This window comes from Pseudomonas sp. LB3P14, from assembly GCF_054898045.1.
Genome location: NZ_CM142714.1, coordinates 5,734,556 through 5,760,358, shown reverse-complemented (window position 1 = coordinate 5,760,358; position 25,803 = coordinate 5,734,556). Strand labels below are relative to the sequence as shown.

The window sequence follows — 25,803 nt, the reverse complement described above, 5'->3', positions numbered from 1 at the left end:
ACTGCGATTGATCCAGCTTGTTCACGCGCAACATTTTGTCGAGGTGCAAACAACACCTCAAAGGTCGACTAATACGAAGGACTGGAACGGCATCGTCGGCGAAAACGCAGAGTTTAGCTGACAAACTCAAAGCTTTAGCCGTAAACCTAAACAACCTGCTGACCGATCAAAGGCCTGATAGGCGTGGCCGCCAGTAAAACGGATCAGTATCCTAGCACCCTCTCGCCCGCCGACGCTAAGACCAAGCGGGCAGCCCCAAAGGTTTAAAAACGAATGAATGCTCTAGCCCGCCGCGCTGCAGGCCTGCTGCTCAGCACAGTTTGTCTGCCCCTCTCGGCCCTGGCTGCCGATCCACAACCCACCCACGAATTCACCCTCGATAACGGCCTGAAGGTCGTCGTGCGCGAAGACCATCGTGCGCCGGTGGTGGTTTCCCAAGTCTGGTACAAGGTCGGCTCAAGCTACGAGACCCCGGGTCAGACCGGTTTGTCCCACGCCCTGGAACACATGATGTTCAAGGGCAGCGAAAAAGTCGGCCCCGGGGAAGCTTCACTGATCCTGCGCGACCTCGGCGCCGAAGAGAACGCGTTCACTAGCGACGACTTCACCGCTTATTACCAGGTGCTGGCCCGCGACCGCCTGGGCGTGGCCTTCGAGCTGGAAGCCGACCGCATGGCCAGCCTGCGTCTGCCGGCCGACGAGTTCGCCCGCGAGATTGAAGTCATTAAAGAAGAACGTCGCCTGCGCACCGACGACAAGCCAATGTCCAAGGCCTATGAACGCTTCAAGGCCATGGCCTACCCGGCCAGCGGTTACCACACGCCGACCATCGGCTGGATGGCTGACCTCGACCGCATGAAAGTCGAGGAGCTGCGCCACTGGTACCAATCCTGGTACGTGCCGAACAACGCCACGCTGGTAGTGGTCGGCGACGTGACCCCGGACGAGGTCAAAACCCTGGCCCAGCGCTACTTCGGCCCGATCGCCAAACGTGATGTGCCACCGGCGAAAATCCCCCTGGAACTGGCCGAACCTGGCGAGCGGCAGATCACCCTGCACGTGCAGACCCAACTGCCAAGCCTGATGCTGGGTTTCAACGTACCCAGCATCGCCACCGCCGAAGACAAACGCTCGGTCAACGCCTTGCGCCTGATCTCGGCCCTGCTCGACGGCGGCTACAGCGGACGTATCCCGACGCAACTGGAGCGTGGCGAAGAGCTGGTGTCCGGCGGTTCGTCGAGTTACGACGCCTACACCCGTGGCGACAGCCTGTTCACCCTGTCGGCAACGCCGAACACCCAGAAAAACAAAACCATGGCCCAGGCCGAAGCCGGTTTGTGGAAGCTGCTTGAACAGCTGAAAACCACCGCGCCGTCCGCTGAAGAGCTGGAACGCGTCCGCGCACAGGTCATCGCAGGTTTGGTCTACGAGCGTGACTCGATCACCAGCCAGGCCACCGCCATTGGCCAATTGGAAACTGTTGGCCTGTCATGGAAGCTGATGGACACCGAACTCGCCGACCTGGAAAGCGTAACCCCGGAAGACATCCAGAAAGCCGCCAAGCTGTATTTCACCCGCGAACGTCTCAGCGTCGCCCATGTACTGCCAGAGGAGACGACTCATGAGTGAGCGTAAAAAACCGCGCCTGGCCCTGATTGGCCTGATCGCTGTCGCATTGATCGGGTCTGCAGCTTTTTACTTCTCAAAGACCGACGAATCCAACGCCAGCGAAGCCCTCGACAAGGCCAAGGCCAGCCAGAAGCTGCAATCGCTGGCAGAACTTGACGGCAAGGCGCCAAGCCACCGCACCCTGGACGTGCAGACCTGGAAAACCGCCGAGGGCGCCAAGGTGCTGTTTGTCGAAGCCCGGGAGCTGCCGATGTTCGACATGCGCCTGATCTTCGCCGCCGGCAGCAGCCAGGATGGCAACGCACCGGGTCTCTCCGTGCTGACCAACGCCATGCTCAACGAAGGTGTAGCCGGCAAAGACGTTGGCGCCATCGCTCAGGGCTTCGAGGGCCTGGGCGCTGACTTTGGCAACGGCGCGTTTAAAGACATGGCCCTGGCGTCCCTGCGCAGCCTCAGCGCCGTGGACAAACGCGAACCGGCCCTGAAGTTGTTCTCTGAAGTCGTCGGCAAACCGACCTTCCCTGCCGATTCCTTTGCGCGCATCAAGAACCAGATGCTCGCCGGTTTCGAATACCAGAAGCAGAACCCCGGCAAACTGGCGAGCCTGGAGCTGATGAACCGTCTGTACGGCGATCACCCGTATGCGCATTCCAGCGACGGCACGGCGAAAACCGTTCCGGCAATTACCGTGGCGCAACTGCGCGCGTTCCATGAGAAGGCCTATGCGGCTGGCAACGTGGTGATTGCGCTGGTGGGCGACCTGTCTCGTGCCGAGGCGCAGGCGATTGCTTCGCAAGTCTCCAGCACGCTGCCGAAAGGTCCTGAACTGGCGAAAATCGCGCAACCGGAGGAACCGAAAGCCAGCATCGGTCACATCGAATTCCCGTCCAAGCAGACCAACCTGATGCTCGCGCAACTGGGCATCGACCGTGACGATCCGGACTACGCAGCACTGTCCATGGGCAACCAGATTCTGGGTGGCGGTGGTTTCGGCACCCGGTTGATGAGCGAAGTGCGCGAGAAGCGTGGGCTGGCTTACGGCGTCTATTCGGGCTTCACCCCGATGCAGGCTCGCGGCCCGTTCATGATCAACCTGCAAACCCGCGCCGAGATGAGCGAAGGCACGCTGAAACTGGTGCAAGACGTGCTCGCCGACTACCTTAAAACCGGCCCGACCCAGAAAGAACTCGATGACGCCAAGCGTGAACTGGCCGGCAGCTTCCCGCTGTCCACCGCCAGCAACGCCGATATCGTCGGCCAACTCGGCGCCATGGGTTTTTACAACCTGCCGCTGAGTTATCTGGATGACTTTATGCGTGAGTCCCAGAGCCTGACGGTCGAACAGGTCAAAACCGCACTGAATAAACACTTGAGCACGGACAAAATGGTCATCGTCAGCGCTGGCCCGACCGTGCCGCAAAAGCCGTTGCCGGCCCCTACTGATAAACCTGCCGAGCAACCGCTCGGGGTCCCGGAGCATTAATGGCCACTCGTCCTAAAAAACCCGTTCACAACGTGCACAACGGCGTGAACCAACTGCGCATCATCGGCGGCGAATGGGGCAGCCGAAAGCTGAGCTTCCCGGATGCCCCGGGCTTGCGCCCGACCCCGGACCGGGTGCGTGAAACCCTGTTCAACTGGCTCGCGCCGTACGTTGCCGGGGCCAAAGTGTTTGATCCGTTCGCCGGCAGCGGCGCGTTGTTCCTCGAAGCCTTGTCCCGTGGCGCGGCCATGGGCCAGGCGCTGGACGCCAGCAACATCGCGGTCGCCAGCATCAAGGAGCATCTGGGCACGCTGCGCTGCACCACTGGCCAGATTCAGACCGCCGACGCCCTGCGCTACCTGGAAACCCAGACAGCGACCGCGTACGACGTGGTGTTCCTCGATCCGCCGTTCAACCAGAACCTGTTGCCGACCGTCTGCACGCTGCTTGAAGAGCGTCAATGGCTGGCCGATGACGCCTGGGTGTATACCGAAAGCGAAAATGCGCCCTCGACGCTGGGATTACCGGCGAACTGGCGCCTTCACCGCGAGCAGAAATCCGGGCGGGTTTACTACGCGCTGTGGCAGCGCACCCTGTAACGCCTCCGCGGCACACTCTATCCAGATGAATGCCCGCTGTGCGGTAACTATCTACCGCACAAAGGCGCATCAAAATCCTCACAGTGGATTACGTAATCTTCGTAAACCACTGAGGACAACACACCCATGGACAACTACCGCAGCAGGATGCTGCTTTTTCTATGCCTGGCCCCGCTGGCGGCACTCGCCGCTCCATCACCCACACACGAATTTGTACTGGACAATGGCCTGAAGGTCATCGTGCAAGAGGATCACCGAGCCCCAGTAGTGACCTCTCAACTCTGGTTCAAGGTCGGATCCATCGACGAAGCACCGGGGCAGACCGGCCTGTCCCATGCTCTGGAACACATGCTCTACAAAGGCAGCAGCAAGACCTGTCCAGGAGAAGCGGCGGCAATTCTTGAATCGCTGGGCGCCGAGGAAAACGCTGCTACCAGCAAACATGTGACCGGTTACTACCAGACGTTGGCCACCCCCTACCTGGACGTCGCGTTCGAGTTGATGGCCGATCTCATGTCGACAGCGCTCTTGAGGACTGAAGACCTGACTCCCGAAATGGCGGTGATTCGGGAAGAGCGTCGCTATCGCGTTGAAGACAGCCCTTATGCGACTGCACTCGAACGCCTCACGACGTTGGCTTATCCCTCCAGCAGCTACCGGACACCAATCATTGGCTGGATGGACGACCTGCACCGCTTGAACGCCGCCGACCTACGCGACTGGTATGAGTCACGCTACGCACCCGGCAATGCCACGCTGGTGATCGTCGGTGACGTCACGCTTGATCAGGTCAAGCCTCTGGCGCAGCGCTACTTCGGCGCGCTCGCCAGACGCCCCGTCCCTCCTGTACTGAAGCCGCTGGAGCTGCCGGAGCCAGGCGAACGGAAACTCACCCTCCATCAACCTGTCCACGCCCCAGAGCTGATCATGGCGTTCAATGTGCCCGGTTTGGCAACGGCAGAGGCACGCCAAACCGTACACGCCCTGCGCTTGATCGAGATGCTGCTGGCGGGCTCCCAAAGCGCGCGACTGCAAAAGCGCCTGAGGCACCAGGAGCCGCTGTTCGCCCATGTCGGTTCCAGCTATGACGTCTACGCCCGCGGCGACAGTCTTCTGGTATTGAGCGCCCGACTCGACGATACGCACTCCGCCAGCCTCGACGAGGCGCAAACGCGAATCTGGCAATTGCTCGACGAACTGCGCACCACACCACCCTCTATCGATGAACTGGAGCGGGCAAGGACTCAGCTGATCTCCCGGCAAATTTATGAACGGGATTCTATCGAGTACACGGCCCAGCACCTGGCCGCCCTGGAGAGCGTCGGTCTGTCCTGGCAATTGATGGATCAAGATGCAGCCGAGTTAAAGAAAGTGACGCCCGAGGACATCCGCCAGGCCGCCGAAACCTACCTGATCCGTGAACGCCTGAGCACGGCCCACGTCCTTGTGGAGAAGAAAAACCATGAATGAATCTACGCACGGTCCTCGGGCTGCAATATTCTGCCTCGCACTGATCTGCCTGCCTGTCAGTCTGATGGCAGCCGATACCCCACCACCCGCGCCAACCGGCTTTCCTGCGTCAGTGCTGCAATCGCTGTTGGAAATCGACACGACCCAATCAACGCCACGCCCATTGACCATCAAGGGCTGGAAAACCAGAGCAGACACCAAAACGCTGTTCATACGCACCTCGGAACTGCCGATGTTCGATATTCATGTCAGCTTCCCCGCCGGCAGTGCCCTTGAAAACGATAAGCCCGGCCTCGCCGGGATGACGTTCAGCCTGCTGAATGAAGGTGTGGAGGGCAAAACTGACCACGCCGCCATCAGCGAAACCTTCGATGGCCTGGGTGCGAAACTCGGGCTGAAACTGGATCAAGAGCGTGCCACCTATTCCTTGCGCAGTCTCAGCGACCCCGAGAAAAGCGCGCCAGCGCTGCATCTGTTTTCACAAATCCTTGGTCAGCCATCCCTGTCCGATGAAGCGTTGGCCAGGGTCAAAAGCGAGCTTCGCGGATTGCTTCAATCACGACAGCAACAGCCAGAGGAGATTGCCTCTTTGCGCCTCCAAGAGCTTCTGGCCCCCGAAACCCCGTACGCGCGTTCGATCTATGGAACCGACGCAGGTCTGGCAACCATCACCCGACAAGCCGTTCAGGACTTTCACCGGCAAGCCTACTCGGCGCGCCAGGCACAAATTACACTGGTGGGTGACTTGACGGTGGAACAGGCTCAGACCATCAGCCTGCAAATCGCCAACGCGCTGCCCGACACACCCGTCAACACCTCCCCAGCCGAACCTTTCAAACCGACCGGCACGGATATGACCAGCCATATCGAGCGTCCGCAGGAGCAAATCCACGTGCTGTTCGGACAGCCCAGCGTGTCGCGCCAACATGAGGACTTCGTTGCGCTGTACGCAACGACGCTGATTTTTGGCAACGGGAGGAACTCCCGTCTGATCACTGAACTGCGGCATAAGCGCGGACTGGTGTACGGCGCCAGCGTTCAGAGCAGAGACTGGGCGGGGAGCGGACTGATGACGATCTCTCTGGATACCAGTCCGCAATTCGCTGACGGCACGGTGGCGCTGGTGAGAACGATGTTCAGCGATTATCTGCGTGACGGCCCCACCCAGGAGGAGCTCGATCATCTCAAGCGCCGATTGGCCAACATGAGCGTTATTGGCAGCGCCAGCAACGAGCAGATCCTTGAGCGTCTGGTCGAGATCAACCGCCATCACTTGCCGCTCGATCTGGAGTTCTTCGTACAGCAAGTGCAGAGACTGACGCTCAAGCAAATCAAGGCCGCATTGAACAAGCACCTGACTGACGATCAGTGGCGAGTGGTCACCGTGGGCCCCACGGTGGAGCAACTGCCACTTGCGCAACCTGCCATTGCGCCAGCCGACACTCCGTCCCAGAGCACGTGTCGCGCTGACGCGAGCTTTGTGGCAAGTTAGGTTTTCATTGAATGCGGCAGCCGCACCTTCGCGCCTGCCGCTTCATGCATCACTCTTTTGAGATTTGCCGTGCGCGCATTATTGCCTCCCACCGGATCCCGTTTTCAATTCACGCCAGCCTTCGGCCTCGGCAATCCGCACTTGCAAACCTTGTGGGGACCGCTGTGGCGCAAAACCACGCACATCGAGCGCCAACGCGAACGCCTGTGGCTTGAAGATGGTGACTTTCTCGATCTCGACTGGCACGGCCCGCACAGCGCCGATGCGCCGCTGGTGCTGGTGTTGCACGGTCTGACCGGTTCTTCCAATTCGCCTTACGTGGCCGGCGTGCAAAAGGCGCTGGGCGCGCAAGGCTGGGCCAGCGTCGCGCTGAACTGGCGCGGCTGCTCAGGCGAGCCGAATCTGTTGCCGCGCAGTTACCACTCCGGCGCCAGCGAAGACCTGGCCGAAACCATCAAACACCTGCGGGCCAAACGGCCGCTCGCGCCGTTGTACGCGGTCGGTTATTCGCTGGGTGGCAATGTCTTGCTCAAACACTTGGGCGAGACCGGCAGCGACAGTGGCGTACTCGGCGCGGTGGCGGTGTCGGTGCCGTTTCGGCTCGATCAGTGCGCCGACCGTATCGGCCAGGGTTTTTCGAAGGTTTATCAGGCGCACTTCATGCGCGAGATGGTGGCCTACATCAAGAACAAACAGCGACAGTTCCAGCATGACGGGCGCGAGGATGGACTAGCGGCATTGGCTGCGCTGGGCTCGCTGGAGAACATGCGCACGTTCTGGGATTTCGATGGCCGGGTCACGGCGCCGCTGAATGGTTTTGCCGATGCCGAGGATTACTATCGCCGCGCCTCGAGTCGTTATTTCCTTGGCGAGATTCGTACGCCGACCCTGATCATTCAAGCGGCCGATGACCCGTTCGTATTTCCTCATAGCTTGCCGCAAGCCGAGGAATTGTCCGCCTGCACTCAATTCGAACTACAACCCAAGGGTGGGCATGTCGGTTTCGTCGATGGCTCGTTCAGGCAACCGGGTTACTACCTGGAACGACGCATCCCGCAGTGGCTGACCGCCGTGGGTCGCGAGTAAGGCCATGGACGTCGATCAGGGCGAATCGATCCGATTCTGGCAAACGGCGCCGTTGGCCGGCGTCGAATTATTGTCCGCGCGCTACATCGAACACCGTTTCGCGCCCCATGTGCATGACGGTTACGTGATCGGCATGATCATGGCTGGCGCCCAGCGCTATCGTTATCGCGGTGCCGAACACCTGGCGGGCAGCGGCACGCTGGTGCTGATCAATCCGGACGAACTGCACACCGGCCATAAAGGCACGGAGGATGGTTGGTTGTATCGGGCGTTCTATCCGGACAGCGGTCAGATTCTGTCGCTGTTGGCCGAGCTGGAACTGCCGACCAACAACTTGCCGGCATTCGGCGCGACGCTGTATCGCGATACGGATCTGGTGAAGGGTTTCTGCCAACTGCATCGTCTACTGGAGAGTCCGTCCACGGCCCTGCAACAACAAACGGTCTGGCGGGAAATGATGCTGTCGCTGCTGCAACGGCACGCGGCCGTGCCGATTGCTGGCAAGCCGGGCAAGGAACATCGGGCGGTGACGCTGGCCAAGGATCTGCTGCAAGCACAATTGGCGACGCCGCCTTCGCTGGATGAACTGGCAGCGGCGGTCAATCTTTCACCCTTCCACTTCGCCCGGGTGTTCCGCCGCGCCACCGGCATGCCGCCGCACACCTGGCTGATGCAGCAGCGCATCGCTCGGGCACGGGCGCTGTTACAGAACGGTTGTTTGCCGCTGGAAGTGGCGACGCAGTTGGGGTTTGCTGACCAGAGCCATCTGAGTCGGCAATTCAAGCAGGTTTACGGCGTTGGGCCGGGAGCGTATCGCAGCGCCCGGCTGTCTTGAGGTTCACTCGCCCTTGGCGATGCCATGCGCAGGATCGTTGATCCACTCACTCCACGACCCGGCATACAACGACCCCAACGGATACCCCGCCAGACACAACGCAAACAGGTTGTGGCACGCCGTCACGCCAGAACCGCAGTACGCCACCAGATCGGTCGGCGAACGATTACCGAGTTTGTCGGCAAAACGCTGCTTGAGCTGATCCGCCGGCAGAAAACGCCCATCGCTGCCCAGGTTGTCAGTGAACGCTGCACATTGCGCGCCGGGAATGTGCCCGGCAATCGGGTCGATCGGTTCGACTTCGCCCTTGAAGCGCGGCAAGGCACGGGCATCGAGCAAGGTCAGCGCGGGCTGGCCGAGACGTTGCTGGAGCTGTTCGGCGCTCAAGATCAGCGCATTGTCCGGCGCCCCCGTGAAGGTGCCACGCTCAATCTCCGGCGCATCAAGACTCAGGGGCAAACCGGCCGCGTGCCAGGCCTTGAGCCCGCCATCGAGGATGAACACGCCGTCACGTTTACCCAGCCAGGCCAGCAACCACCAGGCCCGCGCCGCGTAGGCACCCGGACCGTCATCGTACAAAATCACATCGCTGTCGGCATTGATGCCCCAGGTTTGCAGGCGTTCAATCAAGTCTTCAGGTTCAGGCAACGGATGGCGCCCGGTCACACCCTTGACCACGGTCCCGCTCAAATCACGCTCAAGATCGGCAAAGCTCGACCCGGCGATATGCCCCTCGGCATAACTGCGCTGACCGTAATCCGGGTCTTCGAGGGCAAAACGACAATCCAGAATCACCAGCCCCGGCTGTTCCTTTTTCAGGTCCAACGCTTGTGGGCTGATCAGTTGCGCAATGGGCATAACGGGCTCCTGTGATTAAGGCGGTGCTTGATCCTACTGCACTTTCTATCCCACTTCTTCCAGCGCTTGGGCCAGCGGCACGTAAAACTCCTCGAACAGCGCATTCACCGCGGCGCGAGACTGATCCGTGACAAAACCGGCCTCAAGCACCAGCACCTGATACACGCCGCGTTTAATGGCCTGCTCGCTCAGGTGATTGGAATTTTCACGCGTGGTGCACAGAAAACGCACCCAGGACGTCAGGATGATCCAGGCATTGAGCGTCAGGGATTCAATCTGAACCTTGTCCATTTGCAGGATGCCGGCCTCGACGAAGCCCGCGTAGATGTGCGTGCCATGGATCAGACAGCGTTGGGAAAAACGCCGATAACGGGCGGCCAGCTCCGGATCGCTGTCGAGCAAATGCTCCAGATCGCGGTGCAAAAACCGGTAGCGCCACATGGCAGCCAGCAACTCTTGGAGGTAGACGCGCTTGTCGTCAACCGTAGCGGCGCGGCCCTGGGGCGGGCGCAGGAAGCTGTCCACCAGGCTTTCGTACTCACTGAACAGCACGGCGATGATCGCCTGCTTGTTGGGGAAGTGGTAGTACAGGTTGCCCGGGGAAATTTCCATGTGGGCAGCAATGTGGTTGGTGCTGATACTGCGCTCACCTTGCTGATTGAACAGCTCCAGGCTGTTCTGCACGATGCGCTCGCTGGTTTTGATCCGAGGGGCCATGGCTTGGGCTTTAATTCAGAGGGCGTTGACGGGCATCTTACGACCTATCCGCGAGTGGATAAAACAATGCTGCGTCAGGATGTCATTTGACTTTCTAGAGCATGGACTCTAAAAAGTCTCTTATTACAATAAAACCGGAGCCGCCCATGACTGCTGACATCACCTACCTGCAGAACCTTCAGCAGCCCCTGGAAGAGCTCCAGACCCTGTTCGACGCCCAACGCGCGGCATATGCAGCCAACCCGATGCCGCCCGCTGCCCAGCGCCAGCAATGGCTGAAAGCCCTGCGAGATCTGTTGAGCAATGAGCGTCAGGCCCTGATCGATGCCATCAGCCAGGATTTTAGTCATCGCAGCGCCGATGAAACCCTGCTCGCCGAACTGATGCCCAGCCTGCATGGCATTCACTACGCCAATCAGCACCTCAAAGGGTGGATGAAGGCGTCGAAGCGCAAGGTCGGGATTGCTTTTCAACCCGCGGCAGCCAAAGTCGTTTATCAACCTTTGGGTGTGGTCGGGGTGATCGTGCCGTGGAACTATCCACTGTATCTGGCCATCGGGCCATTGGTCGGTGCGTTGTCGGCAGGCAATCGGGTGATGCTCAAACTCAGTGAGTCGACCCCGGTCTTCGGTTTATTGCTCAAGGAACTGCTGGGCCGAATCTTCCCGCAAGACCTGGTCTGCGTGGTGCTGGGCGAAGCCGATATCGGCGTAGCGTTCTCCAAATTGCGTTTCGATCACCTGCTGTTCACCGGCGCCACCAGCGTTGGCAAACACGTGATGCGTGCGGCGGCCGAGAACCTGACCCCGGTGACCCTCGAACTCGGCGGCAAATCCCCGGCCATCGTGTCTCGCGACGTGCCGCTCAAGGACGCTGCCGAACGCATCGCCTTCGGCAAGACGCTCAACGCCGGGCAGACCTGCGTGGCCCCGGACTATGTCCTGGTGCCGGAAGATCGCATCGGTGCTTTCATCGAAGCTTATCGTCAGGCGGTTCGCGGGTTTTATCCGACCCTGACCGACAACCCGGACTACACCGCAATCATCAATGACCGACAATTGGCGCGCCTTAACGGCTACATCAGCGACGCCACCAGCAAGGGTGCGCTGCTGATTCCGCTGTTCGACCAGGGCCAGGGCCAGGGGCGCCGCATGAGCCACAGCCTGCTGCTCAATGTCAGCAACGACATGATGGTGATGCAGGACGAAATCTTCGGCCCGCTGTTACCGATCGTTCCGTACAAGGATCTGGATCAAGCCTTTGCCTACATCAACCAACGACCTCGTCCGCTGGCCCTGTATTACTTCGGCTACGACAAGCGTGAGCAAAACCGCGTACTCCACGAAACCCATTCCGGCGGCGTGTGCCTGAACGACACCCTGCTGCACGTCGCTCAGGACGACATGCCATTCGGTGGTATCGGCGCCTCGGGCATGGGCCATTACCACGGCCACGAAGGTTTCCTGACCTTCAGCAAAGCCAAAGGTGTGCTGATCAAACAGCGGTTCAATGCGGCGAAATTGATCTACCCGCCGTACGGCAAATCCATTCAAAAGCTGATTCAGAAGCTGTTTATCCGCTAACGATCACCACCGGGTAATAACAATAATGAGCCCAAGTCTGTCCGATACACCCGCGCTGTCACGGCGCGGCTTGCTTAAATTCAGCCTGGGTGCCAGCGCCTTTCTCGCCACCGCCGGTTTGGGAGCGAGCCTCAGCGGCTGCTCGTCGAGCATTCCGGCCAGTGGTTTCGCGATTCTGCGCAGCGGTGACTTGCTGTTTCTGCGGGCACTGATTCCGGTGATGCTCGACGGCGCCGTGGCCGTCGAGAAAATGCCGGCGGCCGTCGATGGCACCCTGCACTGCCTGGATAACAGCCTGAATCACTTGTCGCCGCAAATGCTCAAGCTGACCCAGCAGTTATTCGATGTGCTGGGAATGGCCGTGACTCGCGGGCCACTGACCGGGATCTGGGGCAGCTGGGAAAACGCCAGCAGCGAGGAGATCCGGCACTTTCTCGATCGCTGGGAAAACAGCTCGTTAAGTCTGCTGCGCATGGGCCACAGCTCGCTGCAACAGCTGGTGATGATGGCGTGGTACAGCCGGGCGGAGTCGTGGGCGCATTGCGGGTATCCCGGGCCGCCAACCGTCTGAAACCGTGGAGCCCCCTTCGCGGGCAAGCCTCGCTCCTACAGGACCGCGTATGCCCTTGTAGGAGCGAGCGGTGCGGCGATCCGACTTGCCCGCGAAGGCGTCCTCATGAACACCACTGCATACAAACCATAACAACAAGAGAACCTGAACATGCCCGTACCCGATCCGTTCCGCGAAGGCCTGGCCCGAGGCTGGAAAACCTATAACGGTTCGCAACTGACCCAGGACCTGATCCTCGAAGCGGACGTGGCGATTATCGGCAGCGGCGCTGGCGGCGGCACCACCGCCGAAATCCTCAGTGCCGCGGGCTACAAGGTGTTGCTGATCGAGGAAGGTCCACTCAAGACCAGCAGCGACTTCAACCTGCTCGAAGACCAGGCCTACACCAGCCTCTACCAGGAAGGCATCGGCCGCATGAGCAAGGACGGCGCAATTACCATCCTTCAGGGCCGGGCGGTGGGCGGTACCACGCTGATCAACTGGACCTCAAGCTTTCGCACGCCGGAGCCGACCCTCGACCACTGGGCCAAAGAACACGACGTCAAAGGCCACACGCCGGCCGAGATGGCGCCGTGGTTCGAGAAAATGGAACAACGTCTGGGCGTCGCTCCCTGGATGATCCCACCCAACGCCAACAACGACGTGATCCGCAAAGGCTGCGAAAAACTCGGCTACACCTGGCATGTGATCCCGCGCAACGTGCGTGGCTGCTGGAACCTCGGGTACTGCGGCATGGGCTGCCCGACCAACGCCAAGCAATCGATGCTGGTCACGACCATCCCGGCGACCCTGGAAAAAGGGGGTGAGTTGCTCTATCTGGCGCGCGCCGAAAAACTCTTGATCTCCGGCGACAAGGTCACAGGCTTGCAATGCGTAGCGATGGACGATCGTTGCGTCGCTCCCATGGGCAAGACAATCACGGTCAAGGCCCGGCATTACGTGCTGGCTGGCGGCGGGATCAACAGCCCGGCGCTGCTCATGCGCTCCGAGGTGCCCGATCCGCACAAACGGCTGGGTAAAAGAACTTTTCTACACCTGGTGAACATGTCGGCCGGGCTGTTCGACGAGGTGATCAACCCATTCTATGGCGCGCCACAGTCGATCTATTCCGACCATTTCCAATGGCAGGACGGCACCACCGGAAAAATGTCTTACAAACTCGAAGTGCCGCCGCTGCACCCGGCGCTGGCAAGCACGCTGCTCGGTGGCTTCGGTAAGGAAAACGCCCGGCACATGGAAAACCTGCCTCATACCCACGCCATGTTGGCGTTGCTGCGGGACGGTTTCCACCCGGACAGCCCCGGCGGTCGCGTCGAGTTGCGCGGTGACGGCACGCCGGTGCTCGACTATCAGGTCTCTCCCTATGCCTGGGACGGGTTGCGCCGGGCGTTCCACAGCATGGCCGAGATCCAGTTCGCTGGCGGTGCCAATGCGGTGATGCCAATGCACGTCGACGCTCGCTACGTAAAAACCCTCGCCGAAGCGCGCACGCTGATCGACGGCCTGAGCCTTGAGCTGTATCGCACACGCCTTGGCAGTGCCCATGTGATGGGCGGTTGTGCCATGGGTGAAGAGCCGAAAAACGCCGTGACCGACAGCCTCGGCCGGCATCATCAGCTAGGCAACCTGTCGATTCATGATGGCTCGCTGTTCCCCACCAGCATTGGCGCAAACCCGCAATTGTCGATCTACGGGCTGACGGCGCAACTGGCAACTTCTTTGGCCGAACGTTTGAAAAACCCATGAAAATGGAGAATATTCCTATCGTCTATAGTGCTTTCTTACCCAAAAGGCGACTTGGCCGACCGGGAAGGCTGCGATACCATCCGACTCCCCAACGGACTCCCGCCAGGACGACGCGATGAACCGAGTGTTGTACCCAGGTACCTTCGACCCTATTACCAAGGGCCATGGCGATCTGGTCGAACGCGCCGCGCGCCTGTTCGATCATGTGATCATCGCCGTCGCCGCCAGCCCGAAGAAAAACCCGTTGTTTCCCCTGGAACAGCGTGTGGCGCTGGCCCGCGAGGTCACTAAACATCTGCCCAACGTTGAAGTCGTCGGCTTCTCGACGTTGCTGGCGCATTTCGCCAAAGAGAAGAACGCCAACGTGTTCCTGCGTGGTTTGCGTGCGGTGTCGGACTTCGAATACGAATTTCAGCTGGCCAACATGAACCGTCAGCTGGCGCCGGATGTGGAAAGTCTGTTTCTTACCCCGTCCGAGCGTTATTCGTACATTTCCTCGACGCTGGTTCGTGAAATTGCAGCCCTGGGAGGCGATATCACCAAGTTCGTCCACCCTGCAGTGGCGGACGCCCTGAACGAACGCTTTAAAAAGTAGGAGCTGCCGCAGGCTGCGATCTTTTCCCTTGATCGCGCCCGCGTGCACTGCGGGCGCCAATGCGGCACAATTGTGCGCATTGGTTTATTGCGCCCGGGCCTTGCGCCCTGGCTGGAGTTAGCATGTCCCTGATCATCACCGACGATTGCATCAACTGCGACGTCTGCGAACCCGAGTGCCCGAACGCCGCCATTTCTCAAGGCGAAGAGATCTACGTGATCGACCCAAACCTGTGCACACAGTGTGTGGGCCACTACGACGAACCTCAGTGCCAGCAAGTGTGCCCGGTGGATTGCATCCCGCTGGACGAGGCGCATCCAGAGACTGAAGAGCAGTTGATGGCGAAGTATCTGGTGATTACGGGTAAGGCTTGATTCATTTGGTGCCTGTAAGGGCGCCTTCGCGGGCAAGCCTCGCTCCTACAGGTTTACACGATCCTGTAGGAGCGAGGCTTGCCCGCGAAGCTTTTAAGGCTTCACTCCCGCTGCTCAAACCCTTCCCCGATACACCCCAGACACCGCACGAACGCCGCTTTAGCCGGGTCGACCACCAACGCCTGCCCCGCATCGCCAACGCCGCCACCCAACGCGGTAAACGGCAACGACACCACAAACGCCCCTGCACCGATCACTGTTGCCACGACCAGCAAGGGTCGGGCGATCAGCAAATCGCCGAGCATGGCGTACGCCGGGGGATTCTGGATGGTGTAACGCGGGTCGCCGCTGCCGGTGTTTGCCGCCAGCACTGGCGCGCCGACACTCAGCAGCAACGCGACGACAAGGGTTCGAAACAGGTTCATGACACGGTCCTTCGCTAGGCAGTGAGCACTGACTATAGACCGTATGAGGTATCAGCTCTGACAGCGCGGGCAAAAGACGCTGGCGCGCTGCCCAAGCTTCACCTCCCGCAGCTCCGTCCCGCAGACCTTGCACGGCTCACCGCCGCGGCCATACACAAACAGTTCCTGCTGGAAATAACCCGGCTGACCGTCACCGCCGATAAAGTCGCGCAGTGTGGTGCCGCCACGTTCGATAGCGGCAGCCAGGATGCGTTTGATCTCGATCGCCAACTTCAGATAACGCGCCCGAGAGATGCTCTTGGCCTCACGACGCGGGTCGATACCTGCCGCGAACAACGCTTCGGTTGCGTAGATATTACCCACGCCGACCACCACCGCGTTGTCCATGATGAACGGTTTGACCGCCATGGATCGACTGCGGGACTGCTGGAACAAGCGCTCACCGTCGAACAGGTCGGTCAACGGCTCCGGCCCCAGGCGAATCAGCAATTCGTGGTTAAGCGGGTCGAGGCTCCAGAGCATCGCGCCAAACCGTCGCGGGTCGGTGTAACGCAAGGCCAGGCCGGATTCCAGCTCGATGTCCACATGCTCATGCTTGGCCACCGGCGTGCCAACTTCCACCAGACGCAGATTTCCCGACATGCCTAAATGGCTGATCAGCGTGCCGACTTCGGCATTGATCAGCAGGTACTTCGCGCGTCTTTCCACCAGTACGATGCGCTGACCCGACAGCCGCACATCCAGGTCTTCGGGAATCGGCCAGCGCAAGCGGCGGTCACGCACGATCACCCGACTGACGCGCTGGCCTTCAAGGTGCGGCGCAATTCCGCGGCGAGTGGTTTCGACTTCAGGCAGTTCCGGCATGGTGCTCTCGAATCAGGCTGTGCAACGCTCAGCGGTGAGTGCCAAGGTCGCGAATCGTTTGTTTGAGGGTCTCGAAGTCGTAGTCCGAGAGGCCGACATAATCGAGAACCAAAGGCCCGATGCTGCTCCATTCATGGTCCTCGGTCTGATTGCCCAGTACTCGATAGGACGCACAAATGTGCTCGGCCATCTTCAGGATCGCCAGCAGATTTTTCAGCTGGCTGTTGCGCGACGACTCATCGCTGAAGATCGCCAACGCATTGTGGTGATTGGCGATGGCGGCGGTTACATGCTCCGGCAGTCGCCAGGATTTGGCAGTGTAATAACCCACCACCGCGTGGTTGGTATTGAACACCCGATTCTCAGTGTCCACCACCCGGCATTCAGCGCTGGCGCTGGCATAGGCCTCTTCCAGAACAGTCATGTAGTTGGGAAAGCGCTGGAGCATCAGTGGCACGCCGCAGTCATGGAACAGACCCAGAGCGTACGCTTCATCGCCGGCCTGGGCGCCAATGCGCTTGGCCAGGGTCAGGCAGGTCATCGCCACGTCCTGAGCGGTGTCCCAGAAACGATTCAAGGTGACGATGGTGTCGTCGTTCATCTCGCCCTTGATCGACTGCGCGTTGATCAGGTTGATGATCGAACGGCTGCCCAGCAGATTCACCGCACGCTGAATCGAAGCGATCTTGTTGGTCAAGCCGTAATACGGCGAGTTGACGATTTTCAACAAGGCGCCCGAGAGGCCCGGGTCCTGGGAGATCAGCTTCGCGATCACCTCCAGATCCGGATCGGGCATGTACTGTTCCATCTGCAAATCCACCATGATCTGCGGCTGGGCCGGCACGCTGATGCCTTGCAGGGACTGTTGAATCTGTTCGGAAGTCAGCTCTTGGGCCATAAGTACACACTCTGGGACAGGCGGCGATTCTAACCCTTATAAAGTTGGATCCGACACCTAGGCCGGTGCATCGCCTGAAGTTTCATCAAAGCCCGGCGTTCCTCACCGCATGTCCATCCGCCAAACCGTGGCCTTGCGCAACACGCTATACTCCCGCTCTTTTTTCCGGAGCGACGTCATGTCCCTGCCTAGCCTGCGCCTCAAAGCCAACGCCGACCGTCGCCTGCGAAATGGCCATTTGTGGGTCTACAGCAACGAAATCGATGTAGCCGCTACTCCTTTGCACGGTTTCAAGGCCGGCGACCAGGCGATCCTCGAAGCTGCCGGCGGCAAGCCGCTGGGCATCGTTGCCATGAGCCCGAACAACCTGATCTGCGCCCGTCTGCTGTCGCGCGACATCAAGTTGCCGCTGGACAAGTCGCTGCTGGTGCATCGCCTGAACGTTGCCCTGTCCCTGCGCGATCGTCTGTTCGACAAGCCGTTCTATCGCCTGGTCTACGGCGACTCCGACCTGTTGCCAGGCCTGGTGGTTGACCGTTTCGGCGACATTCTGGTGGTACAGATCGCCTCGGCAACCATGGAAGCTCATAAAGAAGACGTGATCGCGGCCCTGACCCAAGTGCTCAAGCCAAGCGGCATTCTGTTCAAGAACGACTCTGCTGCACGTGATGCCGAAGGCCTCAATCGCTACGTCGAAACCGTGTTCGGCCTGGTGCCGGAGTGGGTCGCGCTGGAAGAAAACGGCGTGAAATTCGAAGCGCCAGTCATCCAGGGACAGAAAACCGGCTGGTTCTACGACCACCGCATGAATCGCGCGCGTCTGGCACCTTATGCCAAAGGCAAACGCGTGCTGGACCTGTATAGCTACATCGGTGGCTGGGGCGTGCAAGCGGCTGCTTTCGGCGCCAGTGAAGTGTTCTGCGTCGACGCGTCGGCCTTCGCCCTCGACGGCGTCGAGCGCAACGCCGCGCTGAACGGTTTCGCCGACAAAATGACCTGCATCGAAGGCGACGTGTTCGAAGCCCTGAAAGAACTTAAAGCCAGCGAAGAACGTTTCGACGTGATCGTTGCCGACCCGCCGGCATTCATCAAACGCAAGAAAGACATGAAGAACGGTGAAGGCGCCTACCGTCGCCTGAACGAGCAAGCCATGCGCCTGCTCAGCAAGGACGGCATTCTGGTCAGCGCTTCGTGCTCGATGCACCTGCCGGAAGACGATCTGCAAAACATCCTGCTGACCAGCGCCCGTCACCTGGACCGCAACATCCAGATCCTGGAGCGCGGCGGTCAGGGCCCGGATCACCCGGTTCACCCAGCCATCGCCGAAACCCGCTACATCAAGAGCATCACCTGCCGTCTGCTGCCAAACAGCTGATTACGCCGGTTTGACGGGGAGCCAACCGGCTCCCCGTTCTATTATCTGTTATTGAACTCTCCAACTTCCTACTCCCGCAGTCTTACTGACTTGCAGGACGTTTCGCGCTGTCTTTTATTTTAGCGGACAGAACTTACAAGATTCATCCAGCCCCAAGATCGATCCGACAAAACTACTAGAACATTCCTACCCAATATCCCCTTGATAAGAACTCATTACAAACTATGATTAAGTTGTCACAAAGGAGTGACGCTCACTATCAATGACAAGGAGTTCAAAACATGAAAGCAATTACTCTGGAAGCCAACAAAATCGCCAACCTGTCTTTTCTGGTTGCTCCAAAAGCCCGCTAAGTAAATAAGACGCTGGGGAGTGCCGGCTACCCAGCGTTTTCTAGAGCACGAACCAGAGTGAGTCGCCGAACATGCAGATCAACCCTTATATATTCATACTTCCTCGCTCGCCGGGCCAAATAGTCTGGGATTACAAAAACCACAAACAGTTCGTATTGAATCTCGAGTATTCAACTCGTCTCGCGCACCTTATCGACAACCCCGAAAAATTCGATAACAACAATACAATAGATATTCAATTCCTTAACGCAGGAATACTCACAACCTCAATACAAGACACTATTGAATGGGGCTGGGATGAACTGTCGAAAATATTTCATATCGGCACCAAAAACATCCCGTGCGAATATGTCCCTCAAGATATTAATGAATGGTCGAGACACTATCTGGACCATTGCGCCGAAGTACTGGCCACCCCTGCCCCAGAGATCAGACTCTCGGAGCTTCCGACAAGCGAGCGGATTACCCTGCCCCAACCTTCCTGCCTGCCGGAAAGCGCACTTGCAAAGACGCTGATCGACCGAAAGACCTGTCGCTCCTTCAAGGGTGACGAGGTTTCTCTCGGCGATGTGAGTACTCTTCTTTATTTGGCCCTTGGCTATCTGCGTGAGCGCGAAAACGATATCGACGAAACCATCGCAGAAGGTCTCGGCGCCCGGCGTAGCAGTCCCTCCGGTGGCGGGCTGAATGCCTGCGAAGGCTTTCTTCATGTTCAAAACGTCAGCGGCCTGAATCCGGGGCTCTACGCCTACCACTCCACCGAACATGCATTGAGCTTCGTCAATCCGGTGCCTGACTCGCCCTTGGGCCAATTGTTGTGTGGGCAGCATTTCATCAACAACCTTCCAGTCGGCCTGTTCATCACCGCCCGCTTCGACAAACTTTGGTGGAAATATGAACACTCACGGGCATACCGAATGGCTTACGTCGAGGCAGGCCATATTTCCCAGACCTTTCAACTGGTGGCCACCGCACTTGGGTTGAGCACCTGGCTGACCGGTGCGTTGGCGGACGATCAGGTCGAAACGTTGCTGGGGATCGAGGACAGCGCCGAACAACCGTTGTTTTTTGTTGGCTGTGGCCAGAGTGACGGACAAGCAATGTGCAAAGAATTGAAAGCGCTGCTGAGCAGCCAAGGCTCACACCAATGACCGAGCCCCGCACAGATGACCTGTCCCTTCCCGACGCCTGGGCCCAGCGCTTCACCCTCGGCGACTGGAACACCCGAGCCTCGGTACGAACCAGCGAGCACACCTATCAATTGCCACCAGATCTGGAACGGCAACTGGAAACACGACACTGGTTCCCGCCGGCCTTCATCCCCTACCTGAATCACCCGGTAATCGAAGCAGCAGGCAGCGCGATCACCCATCGACTATCGGCCAACCATCTGGTGTATTTCCTCGACTACACCACCCGGCTCGAACATCGGATCGTCAACCGCTCCGTAGAAACCATTGTCCACGATGAGCTCGGTGCTTCCATCCCCCGACGAATGAAAACGGCCGCCCTCCAGCTCTATACCGATGAGGGTTATCACGCCCTGTTCTCCAATAGTCTCGCCGAGCAGATAGCCGACCTCTACGGCATGACCCAACGCCCCGTGATGCCGCACCGCATTACCCGACTGAACACCCTGATCGACCACACCCCCGACAGGCATAAGGCGCTGGCCTGGTTTCTCGTCGGCTTCGTGTCCGAGACCATCATTGCCAGGGAACTGCTCGAAGTTTGCCGCAACGTGCTGGTTTCCAGCGTCCAGGAAATGCTCAGGGACCACCTCACCGACGAGGCCCGACACAGTCGTTATTTTTCCGAAGTGTTCCATTACCTGTGGCTGACCCTGAACAGCAGCCAACGCACGTTCGCCGCAAAGCTGCTGGTGGACGTCATCCTGATCTTCTTTGAGCTCGATGAGCGATGGCTGAAGGAAAGCCTGAACAGTGTGGACCTCGGCGAGAATTGCGTCGCAGAAATCCTCAGTGCCTTGACCGGCCCGCAAGCCTGCCTTCAGCGTGCCCGATCGGGTGCAGGCGCGACGCTTCAGGCAATGGAAAAGGCAGGTTTTTTCGACCTGCCTTCCAACCAGCAGCTCTTCGTAAAGGCAGGACTTGTCGATGGATGAAGGAAAATCCGCAGTCAGTGTCAAAAACCGCCGGGCCACGGTCATTTTGTTGATGACCATGACGCTGCTCGGCGTCTTCCCCCTCGATGTGGTGCTCCCGTCCTTCCCCGCTCTTTCTGACTACTTTCAGACCTCACCGTCCGATATTGCCCTGTCCGTCAGCGTGTTCGCCATCAGTCTGGCACTGTCCGTGATATTGGTCGGGCCATTGTCGGATGTGTGGGGACGCAAGAAGCTGCTGTTGGGAGGCATTGTTATCGCGGCAATTGGAGCGGCTGGTTGCATGCTCGCCAGCGACTACCGCTGGTTTCTGGGGTTTCGCATGGTTCAGGCGATTGGTTGCGGCTCATTTTCATTGTCGCAGGCGCTGATACAGGATCTATTCGTCGGTCGTGAACGGGAGCGCATCAGGATCTGGATGGTGACGGGGGGCGGGGTGTTCATTTCAATTTCGCCGCTGCTGGGAACCTGGCTGCAATCGTGCCTTGGCTGGCAAGGCAGTTTTTATGTCTTCATTGCACTGGCGATTGTTGCCTGGCTCGGTGCCTACCGGTTACTCAAGGAAGTCTCGCCTGTCCGCAGCGCAGCACACATGGGGTTTTTCAGTGCTTATTGGCGCTTATGTTCGGATGTACGCTTCATGGGTTACTGGTTGATTTCAGCCCTGGCCTTCGCCTGCCATTTTTCGTTCATCGTTTCTTCGCCCATCATTTTCATGGAGCGTCTGGCGCTCTCGCCGTATGAATTCGCCTGGGCGTTGCTGCTGTATGGCGTGGCATATGTATTCGGCGGAGTATTAGCCAGCGTGCTGCATCGATACCTGCAAGCCAACACCCAGATCATTATCGGCCTGGGCCTGATCGCCGTTTCAGGCGGGGTCATGCTGTGGCTGACTCGCCAGTTCGGTCTTTCTGCGGCGACGGTGTTGATCTCCATGCTGGTTTGCACCATCGGCACCACCATTGCCAGGCCAATCGTCAACTCCAAAGCGATGAGTCTTCACCCGGAGAATGCCGGGGCCTCCACCTCGGTCGGGGCCATGCTGATTTTCATGTTCGGCGGTGTGATCAGCTCGGTGATCAATCTGACGCCCGAAAACCTGACCACGACTCTGGCCCTTGGCTTCCTGACACTGAGTGTTGCAGGACTTGGGGTGAACGCAATGATCAACCACAAGACTCAACAGGCACTCAATACCGGGTGATACGTACCAGTCGTCATTCCGTCCACTCCGTCAGCACTGGATCAACACTTCCCGGCATTCCCTCCTGACGCCAGCCGTGTAGAATCGCGACATTCATCGCCAGTCATCCCCCGGCGGGTTTATGAGCTCAAGCTGAAGCGCGCGGCGATCCCGCAAAGTTATCGGCAACTTCCGGACACACGGCCATTTCTGAGTGTTCCAGACGTCAATAGAAGCTCACTTCCCTTTTGATACCTGTTAGCCGCCCGGAGTGCTTCATGCCTGATTACCGCTCGAAAACATCCACCCATGGCCGCAACATGGCCGGCGCCCGCGCACTGTGGCGTGCCACGGGGATGAAAGATGACGACTTCAAAAAGCCGATCATCGCCATTGCCAACTCCTTCACCCAGTTCGTACCGGGCCACGTCCACCTCAAGGACCTGGGCCAACTGGTCGCCCGCGAAATCGAACGCGCCGGCGGTGTAGCGAAAGAATTCAACACTATTGCCGTGGATGACGGCATCGCCATGGGTCACGACGGCATGCTTTATTCGCTGCCGAGCCGCGAGATCATCGCCGACTCCGTCGAATACATGGTCAACGCCCACTGCGCCGATGCGATCGTCTGCATTTCCAACTGCGACAAGATCACCCCCGGCATGCTGATGGCGTCTCTGCGCCTGAACATCCCGGTGATCTTCGTTTCCGGTGGCCCGATGGAAGCCGGCAAGACCAAACTGGCAAGCCACGGCCTCGACCTCGTCGACGCCATGGTGATCGCCGCCGACTCCAGCGCTTCTGACGAGAAAGTCGCTGAGTACGAGCGTAGCGCCTGCCCGACGTGCGGCTCGTGCTCCGGCATGTTCACCGCCAACTCGATGAACTGCCTGGTCGAAGCCCTCGGCCTGGCATTGCCGGGCAACGGTTCGACCCTGGCCACCCACAGCGACCGCGAGCAGCTGTTCCTGCAGGCCGGTCGCACCATCGTCGAGCTGTGCAAGCGTTACTACGGCGAGAACGACGAGTCGGTGTTGCCGCGCAACATCGCCAACTTCAAGGCGTTCGAAAACGCTATGACCCTGGACATCGCCATGGGCGGTTCCACTAACACCATCCTGCACTTGCTGGCCGCGGCCCAGGAAGCCGAGATCGATTTCGACCTGCGCGACATCGACCGTCTCTCCCGCCACGTGCCGCAGCTGTGCAAAGTTGCGCCCAACATCCAGAAGTACCACATGGAAGACGTGCACCGTGCCGGCGGTATCTTCAGCATCCTCGGCTCGCTGGCCCGCGGCGGTCTGCTGCACACTGACCTGCCGACCGTGCACAGCAAAACCCTGGCCGAAGGCATCGCCAAGTGGGACATCACCCAGACCAGCGACGAAGCAGTGCATCACTTCTTCAAGGCCGGCCCTGCGGGCATCCCGACGCAAACCGCGTTCAGCCAGTCGACCCGTTGGGAAACCCTGGACGACGACCGTGAAAACGGCTGCATCCGCAGTGTCGAACACGCCTATTCGAAAGAAGGCGGCCTGGCCGTTCTCTACGGCAACATCGCGCTGGACGGCTGCGTGGTGAAAACCGCCGGCGTCGACGAATCGATCCACGTCTTCGAAGGCAACGCGAAGATCTTCGAAAGCCAGGACAGCGCCGTACGCGGCATCCTCGCTGACGAAGTGAAGGCCGGCGACATCGTGATCATTCGTTACGAAGGCCCTAAAGGCGGCCCGGGCATGCAGGAAATGCTGTACCCGACGTCCTACCTGAAATCCAAAGGCCTGGGCAAAGCTTGCGCCCTGCTCACCGATGGTCGCTTTTCCGGCGGCACCTCGGGCCTGTCCATCGGCCACGCTTCGCCAGAAGCGGCTGCCGGCGGCGCAATTGGTCTGGTGCAGGACGGCGACAAAGTGCTGATCGACATTCCGAACCGCTCGATCAACCTGTTGATCAGCGACGAAGAAATGGCTGGGCGCCGTGTCGAGCAAGATCAGAAAGGCTGGAAACCAGTGGAAAAACGTCCACGTAAAGTGACCACCGCACTGAAAGCCTACGCCCTGCTGGCGACCAGCGCCGACAAGGGTGCTGTGCGTAACAAGGCAATGCTCGACGGGCTGTAAAACTTAACCGTCGAACACAAAAAACCCCGCCAAGTGCGGGGTTTTTTACTGATCGTTCCCACGCTCTGCGTGGGAATGCAGCCCGTGACGCTCCGCGTCACTGGACGCGGAGCGTCCCTAGAGGCATTCCCACGCAGAGCGTGGGAACGATCATCGTAGCGCTTACTGAATCTCTTCAGGCTTGACGATCACCCAGTTCTTGTCCGCAGTGACCTGCAACCCTTCCTTGGCCTGAGCCGCCGCGTGCTTGGCCATCATGCCGTTAATCTGGGTCATGTATTTGTCTTTGCGGTTGACCCACAAGTGGATGCCACCCTTGGCCACGTCAACATCGTGGAACAGCATGTAACCGTCGCTGCTCGGCGTATCGCCGCCCACGAGCACCGGTTTTTTCCACTCGTCGATGTAGGTCAGGATCGCCGCGTGCTTGCCGGCCATCCAGGTCGCCGGAGTCCACAGGTACGGGGTCAGTTCGAGGCCGAGGTTGGCCTTTTCATCATACTTGCCTGCGGTGATCTGCTTGCGTGCCGTGGTCAATTCGCCGGACTTCGGGTCCTTGAGCAGCAGGCTTACGCCAATGACGTTCTGCGGCTTCACGTTGTAGCCGTACTTCGGATCGGCGGCGACCATCCGCACCAATTCTTCGGAGGCGGCGGTCATCACGTAGACCTCGATGCCGTTCTCCATCAACTTGTTGTAGAGCTCTTTCTGGCCGGTGAAGATTTTCGGCGGGTTGACGTCGAGGTTCTTGACCACGTCGCCTTCGTAATAAGTCGCCGGCACCGGTTTGCCGGAAGCCATCAACTCGTCGACATAGCCCTTGAGCTCCTGGAGAGTGAAGCCTGCGAACACTTGGGCGACCCATGGGTAGCAAACCATGTCGTCGATCTCGCAAAGGCGATAGTAGTAGCTGAACAGGCTTTCCTTGTGGTCGGCGGTGTCTTTGAACGGCATCAGTTTCAGGGAAGGGTCGAGTTTCTCGCGGGTGATCAGGCCTTTGTTTTCCATGTACGGCAGCAACGACTCTTCGAGGTCGTAGCGGTAACTGGTGTTGTCCATGTCGAACACCGCGTAGTTACCTTTGTTGGCGTTGGCCGCAATCATTGCGTCCAGCGCCTTGGCCTGATCGGCTGGCCAATGCTTCAGATCCGTGGCGAATACCTGGCCGGCGAGGCCCAAGCAGAGTGCAGCGACCAGAAATTTCGGTGCGAGCTTCATCGGCATGCTTTCCTTATTAAAAGACCCTGATTCAAAGAGATCGACGCTAACAAATTAATGTGACAGTGCTCGCCTGCCCGCGACCGCTTGCGTCCCTATTGCGCCAGCTGCATCTCTATCAGCGACACTCGCTTATTCCAAAAACGACAGTAATCAGATGTTTTTGATATTAATTCATTAGATATCAAGCTGTTAGGCTTGCCG

23 protein-coding genes are annotated in these 25,803 nt (G+C 59.2%); 17 read left to right on the top strand and 6 right to left on the bottom strand.

Annotated elements, in window-relative coordinates:
• Positions 1 to 273: 273 nt before the first annotated feature.
• From ACYZT5_RS26310 to ACYZT5_RS26280, 7 genes are all read left to right on the top strand, one after another.
• On the top strand, positions 274 to 1,629 hold the full coding sequence (locus tag ACYZT5_RS26310) for a M16 family metallopeptidase (RefSeq protein ID WP_462048043.1): 1,356 nt from the start codon (positions 274 to 276) through the stop codon (positions 1,627 to 1,629).
• The gene (locus ACYZT5_RS26305; protein WP_462048042.1) at positions 1,622 to 3,112 is read left to right on the top strand and encodes a M16 family metallopeptidase; all 1,491 of its coding nucleotides are present in this window, start codon (positions 1,622 to 1,624) and stop codon (positions 3,110 to 3,112) included. Before ACYZT5_RS26310 ends, ACYZT5_RS26305 begins: the two co-directional genes overlap by 8 nt.
• Positions 3,112 to 3,711: a 16S rRNA (guanine(966)-N(2))-methyltransferase RsmD gene (rsmD, locus tag ACYZT5_RS26300; protein WP_462048041.1), complete on the top strand. Its 600-nt coding sequence runs from the start codon at positions 3,112 to 3,114 to the stop codon at positions 3,709 to 3,711. Before ACYZT5_RS26305 ends, rsmD begins: the two co-directional genes overlap by 1 nt.
• A gap of 126 nt (positions 3,712 to 3,837) precedes the next feature.
• Positions 3,838 to 5,181, top strand: coding sequence for a M16 family metallopeptidase (locus ACYZT5_RS26295; RefSeq protein ID WP_462048040.1), 1,344 nt, complete (start codon positions 3,838 to 3,840; stop codon positions 5,179 to 5,181).
• A complete protein-coding gene (locus tag ACYZT5_RS26290) occupies positions 5,174 to 6,673 on the top strand; it encodes a M16 family metallopeptidase (RefSeq protein ID WP_462048039.1) in 1,500 nt (499 codons plus the stop codon). The genes ACYZT5_RS26295 and ACYZT5_RS26290 overlap by 8 nt, the downstream gene beginning before the upstream one ends.
• Before the next feature lie 69 nt (positions 6,674 to 6,742).
• On the top strand, positions 6,743 to 7,759 hold the full coding sequence (locus ACYZT5_RS26285) for a hydrolase (RefSeq protein ID WP_462048038.1): 1,017 nt from the start codon (positions 6,743 to 6,745) through the stop codon (positions 7,757 to 7,759).
• A 4-nt stretch (positions 7,760 to 7,763) separates the two neighbouring features.
• Positions 7,764 to 8,594 carry an AraC family transcriptional regulator gene (locus tag ACYZT5_RS26280; protein WP_462048037.1) on the top strand — a complete coding sequence of 277 codons (831 nt, stop codon included), beginning with the start codon at positions 7,764 to 7,766 and terminating at the stop codon, positions 8,592 to 8,594.
• Positions 8,595 to 8,597: 3 nt separating this feature from the next.
• On the opposite strand, the gene ACYZT5_RS26275 is transcribed toward ACYZT5_RS26280, so the two are convergent.
• Positions 8,598 to 9,452 (bottom strand): sulfurtransferase, encoded by an 855-nt coding sequence (locus tag ACYZT5_RS26275; RefSeq protein ID WP_462048036.1) that lies wholly within the window; start codon positions 9,450 to 9,452, stop codon positions 8,598 to 8,600.
• A gap of 45 nt (positions 9,453 to 9,497) precedes the next feature.
• Entirely contained in the window at positions 9,498 to 10,169 is a 672-nt protein-coding gene (locus ACYZT5_RS26270) for a TetR/AcrR family transcriptional regulator (RefSeq protein WP_462048035.1), read from the bottom strand.
• Between the two features lie 146 nt (positions 10,170 to 10,315).
• Between ACYZT5_RS26270 and ACYZT5_RS26265 the strand changes: the two genes are divergently transcribed.
• From ACYZT5_RS26265 to ACYZT5_RS26245, 5 genes are all read left to right on the top strand, one after another.
• On the top strand, positions 10,316 to 11,752 hold the full coding sequence (locus ACYZT5_RS26265) for a coniferyl aldehyde dehydrogenase (protein WP_462048034.1): 1,437 nt from the start codon (positions 10,316 to 10,318) through the stop codon (positions 11,750 to 11,752).
• A 25-nt stretch (positions 11,753 to 11,777) separates the two neighbouring features.
• Positions 11,778 to 12,323, top strand: coding sequence for a twin-arginine translocation pathway signal protein (locus tag ACYZT5_RS26260; RefSeq protein WP_462048033.1), 546 nt, complete (start codon positions 11,778 to 11,780; stop codon positions 12,321 to 12,323).
• Positions 12,324 to 12,473: 150 nt separating this feature from the next.
• Positions 12,474 to 14,069, top strand: a complete 1,596-nt coding sequence (locus ACYZT5_RS26255) for a GMC family oxidoreductase (protein ID WP_462048032.1) — start codon at positions 12,474 to 12,476, stop codon at positions 14,067 to 14,069.
• A 115-nt stretch (positions 14,070 to 14,184) separates the two neighbouring features.
• Positions 14,185 to 14,664, top strand: coding sequence for a pantetheine-phosphate adenylyltransferase (gene coaD / locus ACYZT5_RS26250; protein WP_008150570.1), 480 nt, complete (start codon positions 14,185 to 14,187; stop codon positions 14,662 to 14,664).
• A 122-nt stretch (positions 14,665 to 14,786) separates the two neighbouring features.
• A complete protein-coding gene (locus tag ACYZT5_RS26245) occupies positions 14,787 to 15,038 on the top strand; it encodes a YfhL family 4Fe-4S dicluster ferredoxin (protein WP_449645762.1) in 252 nt (83 codons plus the stop codon).
• A gap of 101 nt (positions 15,039 to 15,139) precedes the next feature.
• Here ACYZT5_RS26245 and ACYZT5_RS26240 read toward each other — a convergent pair whose 3' ends face one another.
• The 3 genes from ACYZT5_RS26240 to ACYZT5_RS26230 are packed head-to-tail and all read right to left on the bottom strand — an operon-like array spanning position 15,140 to position 17,171.
• Positions 15,140 to 15,463, bottom strand: coding sequence for a multidrug transporter (locus tag ACYZT5_RS26240; RefSeq protein WP_461975152.1), 324 nt, complete (start codon positions 15,461 to 15,463; stop codon positions 15,140 to 15,142).
• 51 nt (positions 15,464 to 15,514) lie between these two features.
• On the bottom strand, positions 15,515 to 16,327 hold the full coding sequence (gene mutM / locus ACYZT5_RS26235; RefSeq protein WP_462048031.1) for a bifunctional DNA-formamidopyrimidine glycosylase/DNA-(apurinic or apyrimidinic site) lyase: 813 nt from the start codon (positions 16,325 to 16,327) through the stop codon (positions 15,515 to 15,517).
• Positions 16,328 to 16,355: 28 nt separating this feature from the next.
• Positions 16,356 to 17,171 carry an HDOD domain-containing protein gene (locus ACYZT5_RS26230; RefSeq protein ID WP_462052313.1) on the bottom strand — a complete coding sequence of 272 codons (816 nt, stop codon included), beginning with the start codon at positions 17,169 to 17,171 and terminating at the stop codon, positions 16,356 to 16,358.
• 232 nt (positions 17,172 to 17,403) lie between these two features.
• Here ACYZT5_RS26230 and ACYZT5_RS26225 point away from each other — a divergent pair, with 232 nt between their 5' ends.
• The 5 genes from ACYZT5_RS26225 (at position 17,404) to ilvD (ending at position 24,381) form a co-directional block, all read left to right on the top strand.
• Complete coding sequence (locus ACYZT5_RS26225; RefSeq protein WP_282381575.1) at positions 17,404 to 18,600, top strand: class I SAM-dependent rRNA methyltransferase; 1,197 nt, start codon at positions 17,404 to 17,406, stop codon at positions 18,598 to 18,600.
• Positions 18,601 to 19,024: 424 nt separating this feature from the next.
• Complete coding sequence (locus ACYZT5_RS26220; protein WP_462048030.1) at positions 19,025 to 20,104, top strand: SagB family peptide dehydrogenase; 1,080 nt, start codon at positions 19,025 to 19,027, stop codon at positions 20,102 to 20,104.
• Positions 20,101 to 21,078, top strand: a complete 978-nt coding sequence (locus tag ACYZT5_RS26215) for a diiron oxygenase (protein WP_462048029.1) — start codon at positions 20,101 to 20,103, stop codon at positions 21,076 to 21,078. Before ACYZT5_RS26220 ends, ACYZT5_RS26215 begins: the two co-directional genes overlap by 4 nt.
• A complete protein-coding gene (locus tag ACYZT5_RS26210) occupies positions 21,071 to 22,282 on the top strand; it encodes an MFS transporter (protein ID WP_462048028.1) in 1,212 nt (403 codons plus the stop codon). The genes ACYZT5_RS26215 and ACYZT5_RS26210 overlap by 8 nt, the downstream gene beginning before the upstream one ends.
• A gap of 257 nt (positions 22,283 to 22,539) precedes the next feature.
• On the top strand, positions 22,540 to 24,381 hold the full coding sequence (ilvD, locus tag ACYZT5_RS26205; RefSeq protein WP_462048027.1) for a dihydroxy-acid dehydratase: 1,842 nt from the start codon (positions 22,540 to 22,542) through the stop codon (positions 24,379 to 24,381).
• Between the two features lie 162 nt (positions 24,382 to 24,543).
• Here ilvD and ACYZT5_RS26200 read toward each other — a convergent pair whose 3' ends face one another.
• Entirely contained in the window at positions 24,544 to 25,599 is a 1,056-nt protein-coding gene (locus tag ACYZT5_RS26200; protein WP_462048026.1) for an HAD family hydrolase, read from the bottom strand.
• Between the last annotated feature and the right edge of the window lie 204 nt (positions 25,600 to 25,803).

Excerpts from the sequence above, each read along its gene's own strand:
- ACYZT5_RS26265 (WP_462048034.1), top strand. The coding sequence starts at position 10,316 with ATGACTGCTGACATCACCTACCTGCAGAACCTTCAGCAGCCCCTGGAA.
- ACYZT5_RS26210 (WP_462048028.1), top strand. The coding sequence starts at position 21,071 with ATGGATGAAGGAAAATCCGCAGTCAGTGTCAAAAACCGCCGGGCCACG.
- ACYZT5_RS26305 (WP_462048042.1), top strand. The coding sequence starts at position 1,622 with ATGAGTGAGCGTAAAAAACCGCGCCTGGCCCTGATTGGCCTGATCGCT.
- rsmD (WP_462048041.1), top strand. The coding sequence starts at position 3,112 with ATGGCCACTCGTCCTAAAAAACCCGTTCACAACGTGCACAACGGCGTG.
- ilvD (WP_462048027.1), top strand. The coding sequence starts at position 22,540 with ATGCCTGATTACCGCTCGAAAACATCCACCCATGGCCGCAACATGGCC.
- ACYZT5_RS26295 (WP_462048040.1), top strand. The coding sequence starts at position 3,838 with ATGGACAACTACCGCAGCAGGATGCTGCTTTTTCTATGCCTGGCCCCG.
- ACYZT5_RS26240 (WP_461975152.1), bottom strand. The coding sequence starts at position 15,463 with ATGAACCTGTTTCGAACCCTTGTCGTCGCGTTGCTGCTGAGTGTCGGC.
- ACYZT5_RS26280 (WP_462048037.1), top strand. The coding sequence starts at position 7,764 with ATGGACGTCGATCAGGGCGAATCGATCCGATTCTGGCAAACGGCGCCG.
- ACYZT5_RS26270 (WP_462048035.1), bottom strand. The coding sequence starts at position 10,169 with ATGGCCCCTCGGATCAAAACCAGCGAGCGCATCGTGCAGAACAGCCTG.
- ACYZT5_RS26200 (WP_462048026.1), bottom strand. The coding sequence starts at position 25,599 with ATGAAGCTCGCACCGAAATTTCTGGTCGCTGCACTCTGCTTGGGCCTC.
- ACYZT5_RS26260 (WP_462048033.1), top strand. The coding sequence starts at position 11,778 with ATGAGCCCAAGTCTGTCCGATACACCCGCGCTGTCACGGCGCGGCTTG.
- ACYZT5_RS26215 (WP_462048029.1), top strand. The coding sequence starts at position 20,101 with ATGACCGAGCCCCGCACAGATGACCTGTCCCTTCCCGACGCCTGGGCC.
- ACYZT5_RS26290 (WP_462048039.1), top strand. The coding sequence starts at position 5,174 with ATGAATGAATCTACGCACGGTCCTCGGGCTGCAATATTCTGCCTCGCA.
- ACYZT5_RS26275 (WP_462048036.1), bottom strand. The coding sequence starts at position 9,452 with ATGCCCATTGCGCAACTGATCAGCCCACAAGCGTTGGACCTGAAAAAG.
- ACYZT5_RS26225 (WP_282381575.1), top strand. The coding sequence starts at position 17,404 with ATGTCCCTGCCTAGCCTGCGCCTCAAAGCCAACGCCGACCGTCGCCTG.
- ACYZT5_RS26310 (WP_462048043.1), top strand. The coding sequence starts at position 274 with ATGAATGCTCTAGCCCGCCGCGCTGCAGGCCTGCTGCTCAGCACAGTT.
- coaD (WP_008150570.1), top strand. The coding sequence starts at position 14,185 with ATGAACCGAGTGTTGTACCCAGGTACCTTCGACCCTATTACCAAGGGC.
- ACYZT5_RS26255 (WP_462048032.1), top strand. The coding sequence starts at position 12,474 with ATGCCCGTACCCGATCCGTTCCGCGAAGGCCTGGCCCGAGGCTGGAAA.
- mutM (WP_462048031.1), bottom strand. The coding sequence starts at position 16,327 with ATGCCGGAACTGCCTGAAGTCGAAACCACTCGCCGCGGAATTGCGCCG.
- ACYZT5_RS26245 (WP_449645762.1), top strand. The coding sequence starts at position 14,787 with ATGTCCCTGATCATCACCGACGATTGCATCAACTGCGACGTCTGCGAA.
- ACYZT5_RS26220 (WP_462048030.1), top strand. The coding sequence starts at position 19,025 with ATGCAGATCAACCCTTATATATTCATACTTCCTCGCTCGCCGGGCCAA.